Origin of the sequence: Ligilactobacillus faecis (assembly GCF_029889745.1) — a bacterium.
Lineage (GTDB): Bacteria > Bacillota > Bacilli > Lactobacillales > Lactobacillaceae > Ligilactobacillus > Ligilactobacillus faecis.
The window spans coordinates 1,848,441-1,870,157 of the sequence record NZ_CP123639.1 but is presented as its reverse complement, the minus strand read 5'-3'; the positions used below and the strand labels follow the sequence as shown (position 1 = coordinate 1,870,157).

The window sequence follows — 21,717 nt, the reverse complement described above, 5'->3', positions numbered from 1 at the left end:
CTTTTTTCCTCTTTTACAAAATATTTTCTAAACCAACTACAAGCTGATCTAACTCTAAAACTTTTTCCAAAGCTACTTTGACACCACCCATAAATGAACTGCGCTCAAATGAATCTTGTCGGATCGTCAAAGCTTCACCTTTCCCACCAAACAAAACTTGCTCGTGAGCAACGTATCCTGGTAAACGAACTGAGTGGAGCTTGATCCCTTGATAATCTCCCCCGCGTACATTGGCAAGTGTTTCGACTTCGGTCGGCGCCCCTTGATGGTGGGGAAGACGATTTTTAGCGATCTCTTTAGCAGTACTCAATGCCGTCCCTGAAGGAGCATCCTTTTTATCTGCATGGTGCATTTCGATGATCTCAACATCAGGGAAATATTTCGCAGCTTCTTTTGCAAACTTCATCAAAAGGACCGCAGACATCCCAAAGTTAGGCGCGATCAATCCACCAAGACCTTTAGTCTGAGCTAATGCCTGTAGTGTCTGGACTTGCTCATCAGTCAGACCAGTCGTTCCGACAACCGGTGCCATCCCGTGTTCCAAAGCAAATGAAACATTTTCATAAACTGCCGTTGGTGTCGTAAAATCGACCCAGACATCGGCTTGACGCTCGATCTCCTCTAAATGCGAATAGATCTTGACTGTCTCTTTTAAATTATAACGAGCTCGATCTTTTTCAGATGCTTGTGGCGCATAAACTGCAACTAATTCAAATTCAGGTGTTTTTTCGATCAACTGCAAAACTTGTTGACCCATCGAACCAGAAAAACCGGCAACTAAGATCTTGACCATTTCACTTTACCTCTAATTCTAATGATAATTCATGTTCTAACGCATCTTTAGCTAAGCCTAAAGCTTGTGCTAAATTTGCTTTCTTTTCTTTGTTTAAAGCTAGTAACGGCAAACGTAACCCGCCAACGGCAAAACCTTGGGCTTTTAAAACAGCTTTGACTGGGCTAGGAGAAGGGTACATGAACAACGCTTGCATCTTAGGTAAGAGCTTTTCTTGTAAGCTTTTTGCTTTAGCGACTTCACCTGTTGCCAATAAGCGATACATCTTAGTCATCTCTTTACCATAAATATGGGCTGCTACTGAAATAACTCCTGTTGCACCTAATTCTTTAGCCGCTAATGCCTGAGCATCTTCACCAGTAAAAACTACAAAGTCTTCTGTCTTCTCTAAAATATAACGTAGATCTTCTAACGGACCACATTGCTTGATCCCGACGATCTTTTCAAGTTGAGCAAGTTCCACGATCGTTTCTTTTTCCATCTTAACGCCTGTTCGTCCTGGAATATTATAAATAATGATCGGTAATTTACTATGTTCATTCAAATACTCAAAGTGCGCTTTCATACCATCTTGGTCTGGCTTATTATAGTAAGGCACAACGACTAAAGCGTAATCGATCCGTTCGATCTGGGCAACTTCATTGATAAATTCCAGGGTCGCTTGCGTATTGTTAGTACCACAGCCCGCGATCACTGGTAGATCTGCAGGTACAAACTGACTAAACTTTTGATACAACGTCAACTTCTCTGCATGCGTCAACGTTGGGGTCTCACCTGTCGTTCCTCCGATCACAAATCCTTGGCTCCCAGTTTGAACTAAATGTTTGGTCAAATGTTTTAAAACTGTTAGATCAAGGTGATTTTGACTGTCAAATGGTGTCACTAAGGCGGTGATGATCTCTGCTTGATTTAATTCCAACTGTTACACTTCCTTTGCTTGCATTCTTGCTTCTAAAAAGCCACTGATCGCAATGACGCCTTTAGCTAGCGCGGTTTGGTCTGGGGCTAAATGCGCACTATGTAACGAAGCTTTCGCATTTACACCTAACCAAAACATCGTTCCAGGGATCTTAGAAAGTAGGTAGCCAAAATCCTCGCCTGTCATTTTGGGTGTTGTCTCAATAAATTCGAGTGTTGGTGTTTTTTTAGCATATTCGATCAAAAAGCGCGTCAATTTCTCATCATTTTCAACGGGTAAATAGCCTCCTTGTTCAAGCCGCAGGTCTAATTTAGCTTCAAAACTTTGCGCGATCCCTTCAGCTAAAATTTTTAAACGTCTTTGTAGCAAGGTGATCATCTCTTGGGTCATTCCTCTGATCGTACCTTTGATCTGAGCTTCACCAGCGATCACATTTCTGATCGTTCCAGCTTTTAGTTCCCCAAAAGTCAAGACCCCCCCTTGGGTCGGATCAACATTTCTAGCTACGATCGTTTGCGCAGCCACGATCAATTCACTTGCACAAACGACCATATCATTTGCCTTTTGTGGATAGGCTGCATGACCACCTTTGCCAGTCAAAGTGATATCAACTTCAGTCGTGCCTGCAAAAAGCGTGCCTAAATTGCACCCGATCGCACCAGCTGGTAGTTCAGGCGCATCATGTAGACCATAAAATTCATCAGGTCGCCACTTACCTTGAAAAATGCCAGCTTCATAAGCTAGTTTACCCCCATTTTTACTTTCTTCTGCTGGTTGAAAAAAGAAAAGCATATTATCTTTAGGTCTTTTTTCTGCAAAATGCGCTAAAAGTCCTAAAGCAACTGTCATATGCACATCGTGACCACAAGCATGCATTACCCCTGGATGAAGCGACGCATACGCTAATCCTGTTTTTTCTTCAACTGGTAAAGCATCGATATCGGCCCGGTAGCCGATCGTCCTTTCAGGATCAAACCCTTTGACTAAAACTAAAAGCGCGGTTGGCAAAACTTCTGGCTCATAGATCTCTAAAAAGCTTTGGTCAAATGAGCGAATGACTTTAGTTAAATAAGCTTTTGTCTGATACTCTTCTAGCGCTAATTCTGGTATTTGATGAAGATCTTGATAGATCTGCCTTAGCTGTTTTTCTGTTAATCCCATCGACTCACAACTTTCTCAAATCTTCTTCAAGACCAGTCTTTTCCTTTATCTTTTCATCAGTATATTTGACAAAGGTCGCCGGCACCCCAGCTACGACACTATAAGGTTCGACGTCTTTAGTTACGATCGCACCTGCGGCTACGACAGCACCTTTGCCGACTCTGACACCTTCTAAAACGACTGCATTAGCGCCGATCAAAACATCATCTTCGATCACAACTGGTGTGGCAGAAGCTGGCTCAACGACACCAGCTAAAACAGTACCTGCGCCGATATGACAGTTTTTGCCGACTAAAGCACGACCTCCTAAGATCGCTCCCATATCGATCATTGTGCCTGCTCCGATCTCAGCGCCGATATTGATCACTGCACCCATCATGATCACTGCATTATCTCCGATCACGACTTGATCTCTGATCAATGCCCCTGGTTCGATCCGTGCATTGATGTTTTTTTGGTCTAATAATGGTACAGCCGAATTGCGCGCTAAGACTTCAACTTCTTGCTCTGTGATCAGAGCTTGATTGGCTGTCAAAAATGGCCCTAGAACTTTCCAATCACCAAATAAGATCGCACTCTTATCAGTGCCAAACATTTTAACATCTTGCGGAAGTTCAAGTTGCGCTAAGTCACCGTTCACATAAGCTTTGACTGGCGTCTTTTTTTCAGCATTTGCAATAAAATCAATGATCTCTTGGGCATTTAAATTTGTCATTTCCTTAAAACCTCATTTCATTATTTATAGGGAAGATCTAATGCTAGTAGATCAGCATACGTTTCGCGTTTGATCACTAACTTATCTTTTCCATCTTCTACAAAAACAACTGCAGGACGAGGATTACGATTATAATTTGAAGCCATCGCATACCCGTAAGCCCCTGTTGCAAGTAAAGCGACGATATCACCTGGCTTTGTTTCAGGTAGCGCAGCTTTTGCTACCAAAATATCACCTGATTCGCAATATTTACCAGCTAAACGCACTGTCGTTGTCGCAGTTTTTAACGGATCATTAGCTAAGACCGCTGTATATTTAGCTTGATATAATGCAGGTCGGATATTATCACCCATCCCACCATCAACAGCAAGATATGATAAGTGATCAGGAAGATCTTTGCGTGAGCCAACTGTATATAAGCTATACCCGGCTGGGCCTACGATCGAACGTCCTGGCTCGATCCAGATTTCAGGCACTTCCATTTGAAATTCGTTCGCCTTTTGCTTGATCACTTTTACGATCTGTTCAACAAATTTTTCAGGGGCTAATGGCGTATCTTCAGCTGTATACTTGATCCCAAAGCCACCACCAACATTGATGACTTTTGCAACGTAACCGTATTTTTGAGTCCAAGCATGGGCAACTTCCATCAGCTTTTGACCAACTAATTCAAAACCACCAACTTCAAAGATCTGCGAACCGATATGGGCATGAAGTCCTAAAACTTCGATCTGCTCAAGTTTTAAGAGTTCTTCTAAAGCTTGATCTGCTTGCCCAGAAGCAAGATCAAAGCCAAATTTACTATCGACTTGACCAGTTTGATCGTATTCATGCGTATGTGCTGAGATCCCAGGTGTCACTCGCAAAATAACTTTAGCGGTCGCCTTTTGTTCTTGCAAGACTTGCTTTAAAAGTTCGATCTCATAAAAATTATCAACGATGATGGCCCCAACACCAGCTTTGACTGCAAATTCTAGTTCTGCCATTGATTTATTATTCCCATGAAAACTGATCTTTTCCGCCGGAAAACCTGCTTTTAGAGCTGTTGCTAGCTCGCCTCCAGAAACAACATCTGTATGACAATCTAACTCTGCGATCACTTGATAGATCGCCAGTGCACAAAAGGCTTTACTTGCATAGCTCACCTCGTATGCTACTCCTTGTTCTTCAAAAACTTGTTTGAAACGTTTGATCTGCTCTTTGATCGAAGCGACATCGTAAACGACAAGTGGCGTTTGATATTTATGGGCTAAAGCCACAGCATCAACCCCTCCAATAGTTAAATGTCCTGTCTTACCTGTCGTGATCGTCATAAAATCCCCACCTTGTTCTCGTATTAAAAAAGGATCTTCTTAGTCCTATCGCCTAAAAAGATCCTTGCTGAATAAGTGCAAAAATTCAATTTGATCGATAGCACTCCGCAACTGTTGACTAAGTTGCGACAGTCCGTAGTCTCTTAAACTACGCCCCAGTTCAAATGATCTATAAATCATCTAAACTTCGGCGACTTTCCCTTTCAGAATGCCCTCAAATGCTGTTATAGCAGCTAAAGCACCGTACTCTTGTCAGTCGCGCCTCTTCGATTTAACATAATATTATAATCTTTCGGTAATATAGTCAAGGATTTTTAATGTTTTTTTGAAACACATTTCGAGCGAAGAATACTAATAAATTTTGTTAAAAAACTTTAGCCAGATTTTTTTATTTAGTGATTGTCTTAAATATCGACTTTTGTTAGTATTGATTTAATAAAAAAATTTACAAAAACGTTAGATGAGAATTAAACGAAAGGAACGAAGTTTATGCGTCTTCAAAAAGTTCATGGTTCACAAAATAGTTTCTTTATTCTCGATCAAACTTTGCTTAAGCAACCTTTGACTGAGCAAGAATTGATCGCATTAACTAAGAAATTAACTGCTACGAATACGGGGATCTTAGGCGGAGCTGACGGTGTCTTATGCATCGAAGCGCCTACAAGCAAAAATGCTCTTGCCAAAATGCGAGTGATCAATACAGATGGTAGTGAAGCATCGATGTGTGGCAATGGTTTGCGTACTGTCGCACGTTATTTAGCTGACAAATATCAGCGCGAGCATTTTTTAGTCGAGACATTGCAAGCTGACCTAGCTGTTAGTAAAGAACCTGAACTAGCCCCCGATGTCCCAGCCTTTGGAGTCGAGATCTCACCGATCCATTTTGAGAAGCATTATCTTCCATTTGATAACTTAGGGGCAGACAAGATCATTGATCGTCCCCTGCGAGAATTTGACCCTAGCGCAAAGATCCGCTTTTCGATCTTAGCTGTCCCTAATCCGCATTTGATCGGGTTTGTGCCTGATATCAAAGCATCAGCTACTCTATTAGAACAGCTCGGACAGAAATTGAACCGTCCTAACCCATATTTTACTGATGGCGTCAATGTTAATTTTGCTGAGGTCTTAGGCCCTAAAAAACTTTTCGTGCGTACTTACGAACGTGGCGTAGGTTTTACAAATGCTTGTGGAACAGGTATGTCAGCAACAAGTTTAGCCTTTCATCTTAGCTTTCCAGAACTTTGCCCATTAAACGAGGAGATCACCGTTTTTAATCCTGGTGGGATGGTCAAAACAAAAGTGAGCCAAACAGAGGGAATTTATAAATTACAACTTATCGGAAATGCAACTGTCACTCATCTGATCGATGTCGATGAGCAAGCACTCTATCAAAACGATGTTACCTCAAAAAACTGTACGATCACTGAAACAAGTGAACAAGCAGCTTACTTAGATTTTATTCAGAGATCATAGTACAAAAAAAGAGGCTGTGACATAAGTAGTCTCTATAAGAGAAAAGTATCTCAGAAATCGAAAATTTGATTTCTGAGATACTTTTTCTTTACGTATTTTGTTTATCTTGGTCACTACTGTGACTAATTTGTTGATATTCATTGCCAAAACTACAATGCCCATTTCCTTTTCGACTCTTTCGCTCCCCCTAACTGAGAATCGGTTGAATCCCAAAGAAGCCTTCAATCTTCCAAAAACAGGTTCAACATCAATTTTGCGCCGTGCATAGATTGATCCAGTATTAGAAGATGAAAGTAAAGCTCGTTGTTGTGCTTTAAAATATTCCCAGGCATTATTGACCATGATCTTCCTTACGTGTCCACTTTTAGTTAAGGCTCGGGGATCTATCAAATGATCATCATCAAATTTTTCAGCAGTATATACTTTAAAATCTCTAGTAAATCCATACTTATCAGTTCTTTTAGAATAGTTTGAAAAATTGAATCTAACACCGTTAAGGTCTAAATAATAGTCATCTTTTTCATTATAAGACCAATTCATGATTTTATGATCATCAGTTTTCCATTTGCGACTATTCTCTTTGAGCATTGTCCCATAAGGGATCAAAACGGTGCGATCACCGTAATTATCGTCACAAAAACGATAATTACTCTCAGAACCATACCCAGCATCAGCAACGATAGTTGAACCAAGTACGCCATTGTCATTCAAATGGTCAATAAAAGTAGGAAGCGTTCTTGTATCAGTTGGATTAGCAAATAACTTATACCCGGTAATAAACTGGTTACTAGTAGCAATTTGAAGATTATAAGCAGGTTTTAGTTGTCCGTTTAACATTGGATCTTCTTTTACACGCATAAAAGTAGCATCATGGTCAGTTTTAGAGTAACTATTTCGTTCTCTAAGGATGTCTTTTTGTTTTTGGTGATTTTGCATTTTTTCTTTACGCGTTAATAGTTTTTTGTAGGTTGCCTTTAATTTTCGACGTTCTTGTTTCGCAGGGTTCGGCGATACTTGTCTAGTTTCTTCGACTTTTTGATCTAAAGCAACTAGATAATCTTCAAACTTGGCAATTATTACATCTAATGCTTCCAAAGTCAGGTCAGATCCTTTGGGGATCTTTCCGATAACTTTAGCTTCGTGGAGCTCGCCTAAAAGTTCAACAACTTTTTGACGATTGAGCTCATCAAAACGAACGACATTTTTCTTCCAGACAAAAGAATACTTATTAGCATCCGCAAGGATCTTCGTACCGTCAATGAAAGAAATGTCATCAATCAGATTATGTTTTTTTAGAAAAGCTGTCAATTTAGTTAAACTCTCTTGTGTTAAGGTAGCTAACTCATCAGAGATCCGAAAACGACAAATAGTTCGATAAGAAGGGACTTGATCAGCGATCAACCAACCAGCAGGCTTATTTTCGCGAGCAAATCTCTCAATTTTTCGACTACTAAAGATACCATAGCTATAAGCAAGTAAAGTGAGCTTTAGCATAGCAGCTAGATCATATTCACGAGGGCGTCCAAATTGATAGTTATACTTGAGTTCTAAACTTTCAACAAGTTCATTGATGTAGAGAGCTGGATGATTTTTTTCAGGAATATATTCTAAAGAGATGTTCAAAATAGTCTGATTAATGTTATAATGACTGTGTATCATTTTATGTTATCCTTTCGAGGGTAATTGTGAGGTAGCCGGGCGTGGCTACCTTTTTTCTTTGATTATAATTCAAAAGCTGGATATATGAAACACGAAGGTTTCCATACATCCAGCTTTATTTTGTAGACTTATGTCACAGCCTCTTTTTGGCTTAATTATTTGACTTCGAGGATCTTAACTTGCATCTCGCCACCAGGTGTTTCAACTGTGACGAGGTCACCAACTTTATGCCCCACTAAACTTTGCGCGATCGGAGATTCATTTGAGATCTTACCTGCAAACGGATCTGCTTCAGCTGCCCCAACGATCTGATAAGTCTCAGGTTCATCGTCATCTTCTTGGAAAACAACTGTTTTACCGATCGCAACTTCATCTGCTGCGATCGAGCCGTTATCGATGATCTCTGCATGGTTCAACATATTTGTAACTTCTTTGATCCGTCCTTCAAGCATCGACTGTTCATTTTTAGCAGCTTCATATTCAGAATTTTCTGAAAGATCCCCAAAAGAACGTGCGATCTTGATACGTTCGATGATCTCTGCTCGTTTAGTTGTACGTAATTCTTCTAATTCTACTTCGAGTTTTTCTTTACCTTCCAATGTCATTGGAAATGTTTTTTCTTCAGCCATTCTTACACCCCATTAAAATTATTGGATCTTGTGTTTAAATTATAACACAGCCCGACTATTTTGCTTCATTTTTGCGAATGATATCTCTGACCTTTGTAACTAAAAGGTCGATCGCAACTTGGTTTTCGCCACCTTCAGGCACAATAATATCAGCATAACGCTTCGACGGTTCGATAAATTGATGATACATCGGTTTGACCGTATCTAAGTATTGATCGATCACTGACTGTAAAGTCCGTCCTCGTTCTTCGATATCTCGTTGGATCCGACGAATGATCCGGATATCATCGTCTGTATCAACAAAGATCTTGATATCCATTAGATCACGCAAGCGTGCATCATTTAAAGTCAAGATCCCTTCAACGATGATCACTTCGCGTGGTTCTTGAACAACGACTTCTTTACTACGTGTATGAGCCGCATAGTCATAAACAGGGATCTCGATCGTTTTCCATTCTAAAAGATCTTCTAATTGTTCGATCAAGAGATCTGTATCAAATGCATTTGGGTGATCGTAGTTGACTTTTGTGCGTTCTTCAAATGGAACATCATCTTGACTTTTGTAATAGGAATCTTCTTGCAACATCATCAAAGAGTGGCCGTGCAATTGGTCAAAGATCGCACGTGAAACAGAAGTTTTCCCGCTCCCTGAACCTCCAGTTACTCCAATGATGATCGGACGAGGACGTTTATTTGCTTGTGCCATGAATGTAATTCTCCTTAAAATTATTGATTATCTTTTTCAAGTTCTTTAGTTAGTTCTTGGTGTTCAGCATAAGTTTTTGAGAAGTAAACTTTGCCAGTCTTCATATTGGCGATAAAGTAAAGATAGCCTTTATCTTTATCAATAGGATCTAGCACAGCTTTGACGGAAGCGATACTTGGATTATTGAACGGTCCAGGACCCATGCCTTCATTTTTATAAAGATTATATGGCGAATCAACTTCAAGATCCTTATAAGTAACATTTTGTTTGTGCTTTCCAAGCGCATATAAGACTGAAATATCCGACTGGATCTTCATATTCTTCTCTAACCGATTCTCAAAAACACCTGCGATCTTATAACGATCTTTAGTAGTCACGCCTTCACGTTCAACTAACGAAGCAAGTGTCAATACTTGTTGGACCGTATAGTTTTTTTCTTTGATCTTTGTATAATACGGTGTCAGCATTTCATTTGTTTTAGCCACCATCTGTTCGACTAATTGCTTTAAAGTCTCATTTTTTTGGACAGCATACGTAGCTGGGTAAAGATAACCTTCTAAACGGTATCGGACATCTTTAGCCTCAAGTGCTGAAGTCAAAAGTTCAGGATATTTCGCTTTTAATTCATTCAAAAAGCTTTCATCATTGACTAAAGCTAAAAAATCTTGCTTTTTGAATTTTGTCGTTTGAGCGATCACATCACCGATCTCATCGATCGTGACCCCTTCTTTGACTAGAACTTTCCCTGAACTCAGCGGTTGACTTGCACCACCTTTTTGCAGTTCTTTGGCGATCGTTGCTAAACTCATCGAAGGTTTTAATTCATAATAACCCGCTTTAAAACTGGCAAGCTTATTTGTTCTGACATAGTAATCAAAGACAAAACCACTTTTGATCACTTTCTTTTCTTCAAGGATCGCCCCGATCTGTTTATTTGTACTACCGACTGGGATCTTTACCTCGATCTGCTTATTTGAGTTTCTATCTAAAGGCTGTAAAGCAGTTTTAACATAGTTATAACCAAAAGCCCCCACTAAAACGACCAACACTGCGATCAAAGCGATCACACCAATAATGATCTTTTTAGCTACAGGCTTCTTTTGATCGTTATCTTTCTTATCCAAAATATCACCTATCTTACTATATTTTCGCATAGACTTACTTGGACGAACTGATCTATGTAAGAATATAGCTTCCTTTCCTAAATTATTACGAACGATCTAAAAGCATCTCACCAACTTATTTATGTATAACTTTAGCATTTTAGATCCGCTTAAATTTACTTATAATATGCTCTTTATTAATCACTCCTTGAACTCTATCCCTACCATTATATAAGTCTAGTTCATTAAATGCAACACGTTCTCATAACAAAAAAGACCAAGAATACTATTTTCTCGGTCTTTTTGAGTATTAACGAATATCAACGTTATATTCTTCGATCAATTTAGCTTGAACTTTTTCAAAGGCTTTTGTGACGACCTCATCTTGTAAAGTCCCATTTGGATCGGAGTAAACTAATGTATAAGCTAAAGATTTGAAACCTTCTGTGATATGTTCGCCCTCATAAAGGTCAAACAATTTGACATCAGTCAAGTAGCTTCCACCATTTTGTTTGATGCAGTCGATTAATTGTTGATTTGTTACACTATCAGCTACAGCTAAGGCAATATCACGCGTGACTGATGGGTATTTTGAGATCGGCGTATAAACTTCAGTTTGTTTAGGTAAAGCGATCACTTTTGTTAAGTTTAATTCAAAGACATAGACTCTTTGCTTAAATTTATATTCTTTTTGGATCACAGGGTGGATCTCACCTAAAAAGCCGATCACTTCACCATTGACTACGATCTCCGCTGTTCTGCCTGGATGCATCTCAGGATAAGTTGTTGTTGCCTTGTAAGTGACATCTTTAAGACCAAGCGTTGCCAATAAGTTGGCCACGATCCCTTTAACATAGTAGAAATCAACGACCACCTTCGCTTCGTTCCAAGCTTGCGGACGCACAAGTCCCGTTAAAACTCCAGCTAAATGCTCGATCTCAGTTGGACGAACCTCATCGTCTTTGCGTACAAAAACACGGCCTTGTTCATAAAGGAAAACATCGTTTACACTCCGTGAAGCATTATAAAAAACATCGTCTAAGAGACCTGAAACTAAATTCATCCGTGCAGTCGTATGTTCACTACTCATTGGTAGATCTAATTTAGTTGGTCGCCCTTTTTCCAAAGCAAAACGTGTTGCTTTTTCGGTCGTCGTCAAGCTATACGAGATCGCCTGATCTAAACCACTTGCCTCTAAGATCTGGCGTGCATCTCGAATCAGCTTTTGAGCTGGCGTATAACTTCCTGGCGTGGCTTTCCCAGCTGGTAAAGTTGTTGGTAAATTATCATAACCATAGATCCGCGCAACTTCCTCGACTAGATCTGCTTCGATCGTGATATCCCAGCGTCGAGTCGGAACTAAAACAAGAATATCAGCTTCTTTTGCTTTTGTCTCAAAACCTAAACGTGCAAAGATCTGACAAATATCCTCTGGCGTCAACTCTGTTCCTAAGACTTTATTGATATGTGCAGAACTCGTTTTGATCGTAACTTCTTTCGGTTTAGTTTCAGCTCCAATAGCAGTTCCACTAACAACTTGCCCTTCACCTAAGTCGGCGATCATTTGTGCGGCAGCGTCTAAAGCCTCTTGAACTGCGCCTTGATCGATCCCACGTTCAAAACGCATCGAAGCTTCTGAGTGGAGATTTTCACGGCGTGATGTTTTCCGAATATGGTGTCCATTAAAAACGGCAGCTTCCAAAGCAACTGTCGTCGTCTGTTCACTGATCTCGGTCTCAAGCCCACCCATCGTTCCAGCTAAGGCAACTGGAACATCATTACTTGTGATCACGATATCTTCTGTTTGTAACGTGCGCTTTTCACCATCTAAAGTCGTTAAAACTTCACCTGCTCGCGCTAAGCGCACTGTTAGTTCTTTAGCAGGAAGTTTAGCTTGATCAAAAGCATGTAATGGTTGTCCATAATCTAATAAAATATAATTTGTCACGTCAACGATATTATTGATCGGACGGATCCCTGCATTCCATAAACGAGTCTGTAACCAAAGCGGGCTTTCTTTGACTGTGACATTTTTGATCGTTCTGATCAAATACGTTGGTGCTAAAGCTGGATCAGCTGTAACAGTTAATTCATCAGTTACAGTCGTTGTTTGATCTTCTATTACGGTCGGATGCGTCAAAGTCACTTCGCGATCATAGATCGCAGCGATCTCATGTGCAGCACCACGCATGCTCAAAAGATCACCACGGTTTGGTGTAATATCTAGATCGATCACAGTCTCATCCATGCCAAGATAATCAAAGACAGCATCTCCTGGCTTAGCATCAGCTGGTAGAACGTAGATCCCATCAGCAAATTCTTTTGGAACGACACTTTCAGAAAAACCTAATTCTTGTAAAGCACAGATCATACCTTCGGAAACTTCACCACGCATTTTTCCGCGCTTGATCTTAACATTTCCTGCGATCCGTGAATTTGGTAAAGCAACGATCACCTTTTGATCAGCTTTGATATTTGGAGCACCACAGACGATCTGAAGCGGTTCTTCTTCCCCAACATCAACTTGGCAAATATGCAAATGATCAGAATTAGGGTGATCTTTTACTTCTAGTGTGTGGCCAACTACGATCTTCTTTAGCCCGTCAGCTAAGCGTGTCGTACTAGCAACTTCGACTGCTGTCCTTTCGATTTTTTCTGATAGTGCGATCGGATCAAGATCTGCTACCGGAACATATTCATTTAACCATTTTGTTGAAACTTTCATGGATTACTATCCTTTCTGAGAAAATTGTTCTAAAAAGCGCACATCGTTCAAGTAAAACTCGCGAATGTCATCAACGCCATATTTTAACATCGCAAAGCGGTCTGGTCCTAGACCAAAGGCAAAGCCTCCATAAACTTCGGGATCGATCCCTGCCATCTTTAAGACATTTGGATGGACCATCCCTGCTCCAAGAACTTCGATCCACCCTGAGTTTTTGCAGACATAACAACCTGCTCCACCACATTTAAAACAAGAAACATCAACTTCAACGGATGGTTCAGTAAACGGGAAATAACTTGGACGCAAACGGATCTCACGTTCAGCCCCAAAGACTTTTTTCGCGATCAATTCAAGGGTTCCTTTCAGATCGCCCATCGTAATATTTTTATCGATCACAAGGCCTTCGATCTGGTGAAATTGATGCGAGTGTGTAGCATCATCCGTATCGCGTCGGTAAACTTTCCCTGGCGAGATCATTTTGAGCGGGCCTTGAGCAAAATCATGAACTTCCATCGTCCGTGCTTGGACAGGCGAAGTTTGCGTCCGCATCAAAAGTTGTTTAGTGATATAAAATGTATCTTGCATATCCCGTGCAGGGTGATCAGCAGGTAGGTTCAGCATTTCAAAATTATAGTGATCTTCTTCAACTTCAGGACCATCGACAACTTGGAAGCCCATCCCTAAAAAGAGCTTTTCGATCTCATCGATCACTTGAACTAAAACATGTGGTGTGCCTAACTTTACTTCTGTTGCCGGCAAGGTCACATCAAGTGTCTCACTTGCTAAACGTTTAGCTAATTTCTTTTCTTCCAGTTCTTCGTGTTTTTTAGTGATCGCTTCTGTCAACTCATCTCTGATCTTATTAGCAAAACTCCCAACTTTCGGGCGTTCTTCGGCACTTAGATCGCGCATACCACGTAAAACTTCAGTGATCGAGCCTTTTTTTCCTAATAATTTGACCCGGACATCGTTGATGTGGTTGCTATTTTCAGCCTGTTTGATCTCTTCTAGACCATTCTTCTTGATCTCTTCAAGTTTTTCCTTCAGGTTCACAGTCATCGTTCCTTTCGAGCTTAACTTATTTTCAACGCAAAATAAAAAGCCCCTCCCTAAAAAGGGACGAGGCTTCGCGGTACCACCCTTGTTCTGTTGATCTAACAGCACTTTTCCATGATAAAACGGTCATGAACCGATCTGTTATTCATCTTACTAGAATCCCAACAGCAACTCAGGAAGTGAAATTCAATCATCAAAGCGAGCGAGCTTTTCCAGTTACCAGCTCTTCCCTGACTCGTTTGCTGACCTACTATTTTCCGTCTACGTCTTTATTAACTATACAGTTCAGTTTAAGCGTAGCCTAAAGATTAGTCAAGCGTTAATTACAATCTTCTAAAGAATACCACTTTTCTGACCAAATATGGATATCTTGCATAATATCCCTTAGATCTTCACCTCGAACTGTTAATTGATAAACAGCCCGAGCACTATTTTCTGGTGTGATCCTTTCAACAAGATCTTCTTTTTCAAGCTCTTTTAAGCGTTCAACTAACACACGATCGCTACACTTTTCGACTTTTTGTGCTAATTCCTTAAAGCGCTGTGGTCCTTCATTTAATAAAACTTCAATGATCAAACCATTCCATTTTTTGCCTAAGATCCCAAATGTTTTTTGAAACTTAGGACAGACTTTAAAACTTACCTTTGTTTCACTCACTAGTCTCTACCCCTCTTCTAAAAAATATTACTAAAAAGACCCGCACTGATGAAATGCGGGTCATATACTATGCAATCATAGTGCTCACCACTATTTTACACTATTCACTTACTTTAGCAAAGCCTAGAACTTGTTTTAGCGAACTTAAAAGTTTGAGTGAGAGATGGTGACTATACTCCTCTGTTGCAAGTTGCTTATCAACAAGCGTGACGATATAACCTTCAGCATACTTTGGTGGACAAGTCGTTGCCCCCCACATATGCTTGATGATGATATCTTTTTCTTTTGGTGTCAATGTCGTTAACTTTTCAGCGTTTCGCACAGCAATCCGTGGATGGATCCACGCATGCGTCCCCCGATCAAACTTTGTCACACGCCAGTCATAATAAAATAAGTCATGCAAAAGTCCAGCTCGAGCTGTTGCCTTTGCGTCCAAATGAAATCTTTTAGCGATCAAATAGCTTTCATAGGACACAGCGATACAATGTTCCAGTCGAGTTGAAAAATGGTGTTGGGTATAGTCCGCCAAGCGTTTTACTTCTGGTTTTTCCAATAACTCACCGACATAACTCATATACTCTTCATCATTTTGCCATAGGTCTCTTTTCATCTACGCTGGATCCCTTCCTTTACTGATTTGACATGAGCTAAAAAACTTCTTCTCACCTTTAATATTACTATTTTATACCATAAAAGCAATCTTTGTACTCAGAAATCCGTAAAATTAAATACAAATTTAAAAAAAGCAATTTTTATGGAAAGTAATAGCTCTTAAGCGAACAAATGTGCTATAATTTAGTAGAACATACATTCGAAAGGATCAATGTACTTATGGATAAAAATGAACTTTTAGCGTATATCGAAGAAAATAGCGACATTTTAACTAAGTTTTATGACAAAGCTTTTGCTTATCAAACAGCTAAAAACGACGACCGTCCCGCCGCTCGCCGTTGGAATGAACGTCGTGTCGAACGGGCGACAGAAGATATGCTAGCAACTTTTTCTGCAAACATCTATGATAAGCTCAACGGAGCGCTCAAAGGTAAAAGCGAAGAAAAATGGCTTGAATATATCGAAAGTTATGAGATCTTAGATCAACTAAGTGAAGCCGTGATCGAACTTGAATTTGAATAAAGTAAAAAAAGAGGCTGTGACATAAGTAGTTTTTAGTATCATATATATTAATAAAAACTACCGCTAAAGAATTACTATTCGTTGTTTAGTTGTTACTTGGTCCTGTAAAGTCCTAAAACTAGTATTTTCAGAATAAAGAAAGGCATCTTCAAAATTCTAACATTCGAAATTTGAAGATGTCTTTTTACTTATATCACAGCCTCAAAAAAAAGCCCTCGCACATGCAAGGGCTCTTGACAATTATTTAACTTGTGACATAACTTCTTCAACAAAGTTGTCGGCTTTCTTTTCGATACCTTCACCAACTTCGTAACGGATAAATGATTTGACTTTACCGTCTTTAGAAGCAACGAATTTTGCAACTGTCAAGTCTGGATCTTTGACAAATGCTTGGTCATCTAAAGCAACTTCAGCAAAGAATTTGTTCAAACGGCCAGCAACCATCTTTTCGATGATGTTTTCTGGCTTACCTTCGTTTTTAGCTTCTTCAGTCAAAACTGCTTTTTCATGTTCTACTTCACTAGCAGGAACTTCATCGCGGTTTACATATTTAGGGTTGATCGCAGCAACGTGCATTGCAACGTCTTTAGCAACAGCTTCGTCAGCACCTTCAACAACTGTTAACACAGCGATCTTACCACCCATGTGTAAGTATGCACCAAAGTTTTCGTTGTCAGCTTTGTCAACTAATTCAAAACGGCGTAAAGTGATCTTTTCACCGATAACTTGTGTTGCTTCGATGATCTCATCTTGCACTGTCCCTTTGTCTGTCTTGATAGCTAAAGCAGCTTCAAGGTCAGCTGGCTTGTTTTCAGCGATCAATTTAGCGATACGCTTAACAAGATCTTTGAATTGTTGGTTTTGAGCAACGAAGTCAGTTTCAGCATTGATCTCAACGACAGCCGCTGTGTTACCAACGATCTCAACGTCTGCTAAGCCTTCAGCTGCAACACGGTCGCTCTTCTTAGCAGCCTTTGCCATCCCTTTTTCACGTAAGAAATCAATAGCTTTGTCCATGTCACCATCAACAGCAACTAAAGCTTTCTTAGCGTCCATCATACCAACGCCAGTTTTTTCACGTAATTCTTTTACTTGAGCAGCAGTAACTTTTGCCATAGCCTAGTGGCCTCCTTAAAGTAATATTATTTTAAAAAAGACTGTCTCAAGGACTAAGGCCAAAATGCCTACCTAACCTGAGACAGCCTAAGTTTATTAACTATTCAGCATCTGTATCGTTGTTACCTTCAACAACTTCAACGATCTCTTCGATTGATTCTACTTCTTCATCGTTAGCGTTGAATGTTTCTTCTGAAACAGGAGCATCATCTTCACCTTGACGACCTTCGATGATTGCATCTGCCATCTTAGATGTGATCAAACGAACGGCACGGATAGCGTCATCGTTTGATGGGATCTTAACATCGATCTCATCTGGATCAGCATTTGTGTCGACCATAGCAACGATAGGAATGTTAAGTTTTTGAGCTTCCTTAACTGCGATACGTTCCTTGCGTGGGTCAACGATGAACAATACATCTGGGATGCGTGGCATATCTTCGATACCACCAAGGAATTTTTGAAGACGATCACGTTCTTTGATCAATAAAGCAACTTCTTTCTTAGGTAGCACTTCAAATGTACCATCTTCTTCCATCGCTTTGATCTCTTTCAAACGCTTGATACGTGTTTGGATCGTGTTCCAGTTTGTCAATGTACCACCTAACCAACGATGGTTTACGTAGTATTGACCTGCACGTTTTGCTTCTTCTTCGATCGCATCTTGTGCTTGTTTCTTTGTACCAACAAATAAGATAACGCCGTCGTTTGCAGCAGCATCTTTCATGAAGTCATAAGCTTCATCGATCAACTTAACCGTTTTTTGTAAGTCGATGATGTAGATCCCATTACGTTCTGTGAAGATATATTTCTTCATCTTAGGATTCCAACGACGTGTTTGGTGACCGAAATGTACACCAGCTTCAAGTAATTGTTTCATGGAAATAACAGCCATTACAATTAACCTCCAAAATAGTTTTATTATCCTCCCCTATGTTCAACGAATAAAAAACTCAGCTCCGAGCACTCTTTTATCCATCGCATAGAGTGTGAATTGTACCTCAAGAGGCACTTCTAACATTATAAAGTAATAACTACACATTTGCAATAATTAAGTAGTAAAATATTTAATTACTTTTTGATCATTCAACTAAAGTCGGCGCAGTCCCTGTCTCAAGTACTGCTTTGGCCGAATCAAGCGCGATCGTCACCATATTTTCGACCGCAGTTTCTGTATAAAAAGCGATATGCGGTGTCATGACCACATTATCAAGCGCTACTAGTTCATTAAAGAGTTCGTCTTTGACACCAATATCTTCTAGATCATGATTAAAGATCGGTGTTTCATATTCATACGTGTCTAAAGCAGCTCCTCCAAGACGTCCAGCTTTTAAAGCTTCCAGTAAAGCTTTCGAATCGATCAAAGAGCCCCGAGCTGTATTGATAATATAAGCTCCTGGTTTCATTTTTTTGATCAAAGCTTCATCGATCAAATAGCCTTCTGACCCTGGCATATGAAGTGTCACAACGTCTGCTTGGGATACTAGTTCTTCTAATGTATCGACATAAAGCCCCTGTGCTTCAAGTTTTGGGTCATGATAAGGATCATAAGCGATCACTTTAGCTCCAAAACCACGATAGATCTCAAGTGCAGCTTTGCCGATCCGACCAGTTCCGACCAAGCCGATCGTCAAAGCGCGGATCTCTTTACCTACAAAAGGTGCCCAACGATAATCGTTTTTAGCCATCCGCTTACGATAAATATTTTGATTACGTAAAAGTTGCAGTAACGTTGCAACGGAAAATTCAGCGATCGCATTTGGCGAATAAGCGGGAACATTAGTTACTGCGATCTTATTTGCCTTAGCTGAAGCTAGATCTAGATTATCGACACCGACATTTCTGATCGAAATATCTTTTACTCCATAGCTAGCAAGTTTGTCAAAGAGATCACTTGGATAGACTCCAGTCTGAAAACTGATCACAGCATTATACCCTTTGGCTAGCGGAAGATTCTCATCAGTCAACTCTTCAGTGACTAATTTGACTGGGACAGCATTTTCTTTTGCCCATTTTTCAAAATAATTTTGTTCGTCTTGGCGTACGTTATATGCAATAAATTTCATAAAACTAAATTCTATAAGATGTGACTGACTAGAAAGCTTATAGATTTCCTTTCACAAATTTTATTGGCAGTTATCCTAAATACGATAAACTGCTTTAACTTAGTTTTTATACCTGATATCTTGTCACATTTTTGTTCCTTCTGGTGATATCAAAGCCAGATCTATTAGAATAGACCACTGATCTTATTTTAACAAAATTTTTTCACTGACCGTTAGTCTAAAATACTAAAGACCTTTTATTCAATTACGATCCCTTGCTCGCACAAATATTTGAGTTTTTGCTTACGCTTTAACTGTTTAAAAGCATACTCTTTTTGCAGTGCTGCGCGCTTAGTCGAAAAACATTCGTGGTAGATCAACTTAACAGGGCGTCGCGCTCGCGTATATTTAGCACCTTTACCTTGATTATGCACTTTGAGTCGCTTGGCAAGGTCAACAGTAAAACCACTGTATAAAGTTTGATCGCAACATTGCAAAACATAAAAATAGTAGCATTTAGTCTTTTTTTCCATATAGGACCTCTTTGATAAAAGGCAAGTACTCATCATTTTCATCATATACAGTGATCGGTGGCAAGAAACGCACACCTCCCGTACGCCCATCTTTTATTGCTTCGATCAAGACCATATTAGCTTCTCGACCAGCTTTAGGATAAACAAGTTGGATCTTTTTAGGCGCTAGGCGATGTTTTTTCATCAATTCTGTGATCTCAAATAAACGCTCTGGGCGATGGACAAAATATGTTTTACCACGTGTTTTTAAAAGACCACTTGTTACTTGGAGCGTCTCTTCTAAAGTTACTGTGATCTCATGGCGTGCGATGGCTAAATACTGGTTGGGGTTCTTTTTACTTTTAGGAAGATCAGAAAAATATGGCGGATTACAAGTCACTACGTCATAAGTATCTTTGTTCAAATATTTGAATGTATCATTTAGATCGATATTCAAAACAGCGACCTGATCTTCAAGCTGATTTAAATAGACACTGCGTTGAGCCATCTGAGCTAAGCGTTCTTGTAATTCGATCTCAATGATCTGAGCTTTAGTCTTAGCAGTCAAAAACAACCCCACTGCTCCATTACCCGCACAAAGATCCACGATCTTAGCTTGGCTCTTTAACGGTGGTGCAGCAAAATGTGCTAGTAAGACTGCATCCAGCGAGAATGAAAAAACACTTGGGCTTTGGATTATCTTGATATCATTTGCGTATAATTGATCGATCCGTTCATCTGCCGTCAGTGCAAAATCAGTCATATAGACACCTTCTTCGTCAAATTTAACTTCACTGGTCAAAAAGCAAAAACCAGTTTTACTTTCCAATGTATACTATGCTCAGTAGCTTGTCAAAAATCAACGTGCGCGTTTTGCAAACAATGCACGATGTAGTATAATATAGAGCATGTTAAATAGTAAGTTTGGCGCTTAATAACAGCACTCACTTACTTTTTTTAGATGAAAGGGGAAAGTCTTGTGTTTTATTCATTCATTCGTGCGCTAGTCCATGGTCTCGTCGTTTTGATCAACGGTAAGCCACGATACGTTGGTAAAGAAAACTTGCCCACAGGTAACTACATTTTAGTTGGGCCACACCGAACTTGGTTTGATCCCCTCTATTTTGCCTTAGCTGCTTCACCTAAAAAATTCAGTTTTATGGCTAAAGAGGAGCTCTTTAAAAATCCGATCTTGCGTTTTATTTTAAGACATGCCAACGCTTTTCCAGTAGATCGTAAAAATCCAGGACCTTCAGTGATCAAAACACCTGTCAAATTATTAAAGAAAAGTGATCTTTCTTTGATCATGTTTCCATCTGGAACACGACATTCACAAGAAATGAAAGGTGGCGTCGTTTTGATCGCTAAAATGACTGGGGTGCCGATCGTTCCAGCAGTTTACCAAGGTCCTTTGACTTTCAAAGCCTTATTTAGTCGAAAAAAAGCAACTGTCAGCTTTGGTAAACCATTTTACGTCGATCGCAAAATGAAGATCAATGATGAAAATCAAGCCAAAGTGATCGCTGAGATGGAAAAGGCTTTTCATGAACTTGATACAGCGCTCGATCCAAATTTCAAATATATCGATCCTAGCCAAAATAATAAGTGACTTGGCCTCGATCATTAAATAATGCAGTATTCAGCTTACTAAAAAAGCAGACTCTTAAAGGTCTGCTTTTTTAGTAAGCTTTCGCTTATTTCTTTGACATATTTGATCGCATGGAGGCCATCATCTGATGCAATTTCTTTTCTGAAGGTTTTTGACCCATTTGGATCATCATTGTTCGAAGCATTTGTTCATTGATCGGAGGATTTTTCTTCAAATAATCTTCCATGTATCTCCGAGCGGCAAAAAAGCCCCCAACAAAACCAAGGATCAGAGCTACGATCACGATCACTACCCAAATTCCTGTCGACATCATTGCACCCCCTTTATTAAGAATTCATTCAATATCTTATTCTACACAACTAGCCCTTAAAAATAAAGCCTGAGCGCGATT

Annotated in this window: 22 protein-coding genes, 1 riboswitch and 1 other annotated feature; of the genes, 3 read left to right on the top strand and 19 right to left on the bottom strand. The window is 39.8% G+C overall.

Annotated features, from left to right (window positions below; genetic code table 11):
- Positions 1-13 precede the first annotated feature (13 nt).
- The 5 genes from dapB to lysA are packed head-to-tail and all read right to left on the bottom strand — an operon-like array spanning position 14 to position 4,901.
- Positions 14-793, bottom strand: coding sequence for a 4-hydroxy-tetrahydrodipicolinate reductase (gene dapB / locus QFX10_RS08545; RefSeq protein WP_280605814.1), 780 nt, complete (start codon positions 791-793; stop codon positions 14-16).
- 1 nt (position 794) lies between these two features.
- Entirely contained in the window at positions 795-1,712 is a 918-nt protein-coding gene (gene dapA, locus QFX10_RS08540; RefSeq protein WP_280605813.1) for a 4-hydroxy-tetrahydrodipicolinate synthase, read from the bottom strand.
- Positions 1,713-1,715: 3 nt separating this feature from the next.
- Positions 1,716-2,873 (bottom strand): N-acetyldiaminopimelate deacetylase, encoded by a 1,158-nt coding sequence (locus QFX10_RS08535; RefSeq protein ID WP_280605812.1) that lies wholly within the window; start codon positions 2,871-2,873, stop codon positions 1,716-1,718.
- 4 nt (positions 2,874-2,877) lie between these two features.
- A complete protein-coding gene (gene dapD / locus QFX10_RS08530) occupies positions 2,878-3,588 on the bottom strand; it encodes a 2,3,4,5-tetrahydropyridine-2,6-dicarboxylate N-acetyltransferase (RefSeq protein WP_280605811.1) in 711 nt (236 codons plus the stop codon).
- Between the two features lie 20 nt (positions 3,589-3,608).
- Positions 3,609-4,901 (bottom strand): diaminopimelate decarboxylase, encoded by a 1,293-nt coding sequence (gene lysA / locus QFX10_RS08525; RefSeq protein WP_280605810.1) that lies wholly within the window; start codon positions 4,899-4,901, stop codon positions 3,609-3,611.
- Between the two features lie 90 nt (positions 4,902-4,991).
- Positions 4,992-5,175: riboswitch (Lysine riboswitch) on the bottom strand.
- A gap of 215 nt (positions 5,176-5,390) precedes the next feature.
- Between lysA and dapF the strand changes: the two genes are divergently transcribed.
- Positions 5,391-6,374, top strand: a complete 984-nt coding sequence (gene dapF, locus QFX10_RS08520; RefSeq protein ID WP_280605809.1) for a diaminopimelate epimerase — start codon at positions 5,391-5,393, stop codon at positions 6,372-6,374.
- Here the strand turns inward: dapF and QFX10_RS08515 are convergent.
- The 8 genes from QFX10_RS08515 to QFX10_RS08480 all read right to left on the bottom strand — a co-directional run bounded on the left by QFX10_RS08515 (position 6,369) and on the right by QFX10_RS08480 (position 15,520).
- On the bottom strand, positions 6,369-8,030 hold the full coding sequence (locus QFX10_RS08515; RefSeq protein ID WP_280607267.1) for an IS1182 family transposase: 1,662 nt from the start codon (positions 8,028-8,030) through the stop codon (positions 6,369-6,371). The two genes, dapF and QFX10_RS08515, sit on opposite strands and share 6 nt — an antisense overlap.
- A 158-nt stretch (positions 8,031-8,188) precedes the next feature.
- On the bottom strand, positions 8,189-8,662 hold the full coding sequence (gene greA, locus QFX10_RS08510) for a transcription elongation factor GreA (protein WP_280605808.1): 474 nt from the start codon (positions 8,660-8,662) through the stop codon (positions 8,189-8,191).
- A 55-nt stretch (positions 8,663-8,717) separates the two neighbouring features.
- A complete protein-coding gene (gene udk / locus QFX10_RS08505) occupies positions 8,718-9,368 on the bottom strand; it encodes a uridine kinase (protein WP_280605807.1) in 651 nt (216 codons plus the stop codon).
- A gap of 20 nt (positions 9,369-9,388) precedes the next feature.
- On the bottom strand, positions 9,389-10,522 hold the full coding sequence (gene mltG / locus QFX10_RS08500) for an endolytic transglycosylase MltG (protein ID WP_280605806.1): 1,134 nt from the start codon (positions 10,520-10,522) through the stop codon (positions 9,389-9,391).
- A 259-nt stretch (positions 10,523-10,781) separates the two neighbouring features.
- Complete coding sequence (gene pheT / locus QFX10_RS08495) at positions 10,782-13,196, bottom strand: phenylalanine--tRNA ligase subunit beta (RefSeq protein ID WP_280605805.1); 2,415 nt, start codon at positions 13,194-13,196, stop codon at positions 10,782-10,784.
- A gap of 6 nt (positions 13,197-13,202) precedes the next feature.
- A complete protein-coding gene (gene pheS, locus QFX10_RS08490) occupies positions 13,203-14,249 on the bottom strand; it encodes a phenylalanine--tRNA ligase subunit alpha (protein WP_280607266.1) in 1,047 nt (348 codons plus the stop codon).
- A gap of 59 nt (positions 14,250-14,308) precedes the next feature.
- Positions 14,309-14,525: a binding site (T-box leader), on the bottom strand.
- 46 nt (positions 14,526-14,571) lie between these two features.
- Positions 14,572-14,910, bottom strand: a complete 339-nt coding sequence (locus tag QFX10_RS08485) for a winged helix-turn-helix transcriptional regulator (protein WP_280605804.1) — start codon at positions 14,908-14,910, stop codon at positions 14,572-14,574.
- Between the two features lie 100 nt (positions 14,911-15,010).
- A complete protein-coding gene (locus tag QFX10_RS08480; protein ID WP_280605803.1) occupies positions 15,011-15,520 on the bottom strand; it encodes an HD domain-containing protein in 510 nt (169 codons plus the stop codon).
- Positions 15,521-15,741: 221 nt separating this feature from the next.
- On the opposite strand from QFX10_RS08480, the gene QFX10_RS08475 reads away from it, so the two are divergent.
- Positions 15,742-16,044 (top strand): hypothetical protein, encoded by a 303-nt coding sequence (locus QFX10_RS08475; RefSeq protein WP_280605802.1) that lies wholly within the window; start codon positions 15,742-15,744, stop codon positions 16,042-16,044.
- A gap of 240 nt (positions 16,045-16,284) precedes the next feature.
- Here QFX10_RS08475 and tsf read toward each other — a convergent pair whose 3' ends face one another.
- The 5 genes from tsf to QFX10_RS08450 all read right to left on the bottom strand — a co-directional run bounded on the left by tsf (position 16,285) and on the right by QFX10_RS08450 (position 20,480).
- Positions 16,285-17,160, bottom strand: a complete 876-nt coding sequence (tsf, locus tag QFX10_RS08470; RefSeq protein ID WP_280605801.1) for a translation elongation factor Ts — start codon at positions 17,158-17,160, stop codon at positions 16,285-16,287.
- A gap of 100 nt (positions 17,161-17,260) precedes the next feature.
- Entirely contained in the window at positions 17,261-18,055 is a 795-nt protein-coding gene (gene rpsB / locus QFX10_RS08465; RefSeq protein ID WP_280605800.1) for a 30S ribosomal protein S2, read from the bottom strand.
- A 187-nt stretch (positions 18,056-18,242) separates the two neighbouring features.
- Positions 18,243-19,226 (bottom strand): D-2-hydroxyacid dehydrogenase, encoded by a 984-nt coding sequence (locus QFX10_RS08460; RefSeq protein ID WP_280605799.1) that lies wholly within the window; start codon positions 19,224-19,226, stop codon positions 18,243-18,245.
- Positions 19,227-19,462: 236 nt separating this feature from the next.
- Positions 19,463-19,738: a GIY-YIG nuclease family protein gene (locus tag QFX10_RS08455; protein WP_280605798.1), complete on the bottom strand. Its 276-nt coding sequence runs from the start codon at positions 19,736-19,738 to the stop codon at positions 19,463-19,465.
- A complete protein-coding gene (locus QFX10_RS08450) occupies positions 19,722-20,480 on the bottom strand; it encodes a tRNA1(Val) (adenine(37)-N6)-methyltransferase (protein WP_280605797.1) in 759 nt (252 codons plus the stop codon). The genes QFX10_RS08455 and QFX10_RS08450 overlap by 17 nt, the downstream gene beginning before the upstream one ends.
- Positions 20,481-20,696: 216 nt before the next feature.
- Here QFX10_RS08450 and QFX10_RS08445 point away from each other — a divergent pair, with 216 nt between their 5' ends.
- Entirely contained in the window at positions 20,697-21,326 is a 630-nt protein-coding gene (locus QFX10_RS08445; RefSeq protein ID WP_280605796.1) for a lysophospholipid acyltransferase family protein, read from the top strand.
- 85 nt (positions 21,327-21,411) lie between these two features.
- On the opposite strand, the gene QFX10_RS08440 is transcribed toward QFX10_RS08445, so the two are convergent.
- Positions 21,412-21,636, bottom strand: a complete 225-nt coding sequence (locus QFX10_RS08440) for a YneF family protein (protein ID WP_280607265.1) — start codon at positions 21,634-21,636, stop codon at positions 21,412-21,414.
- Positions 21,637-21,717 lie beyond the last annotated feature (81 nt).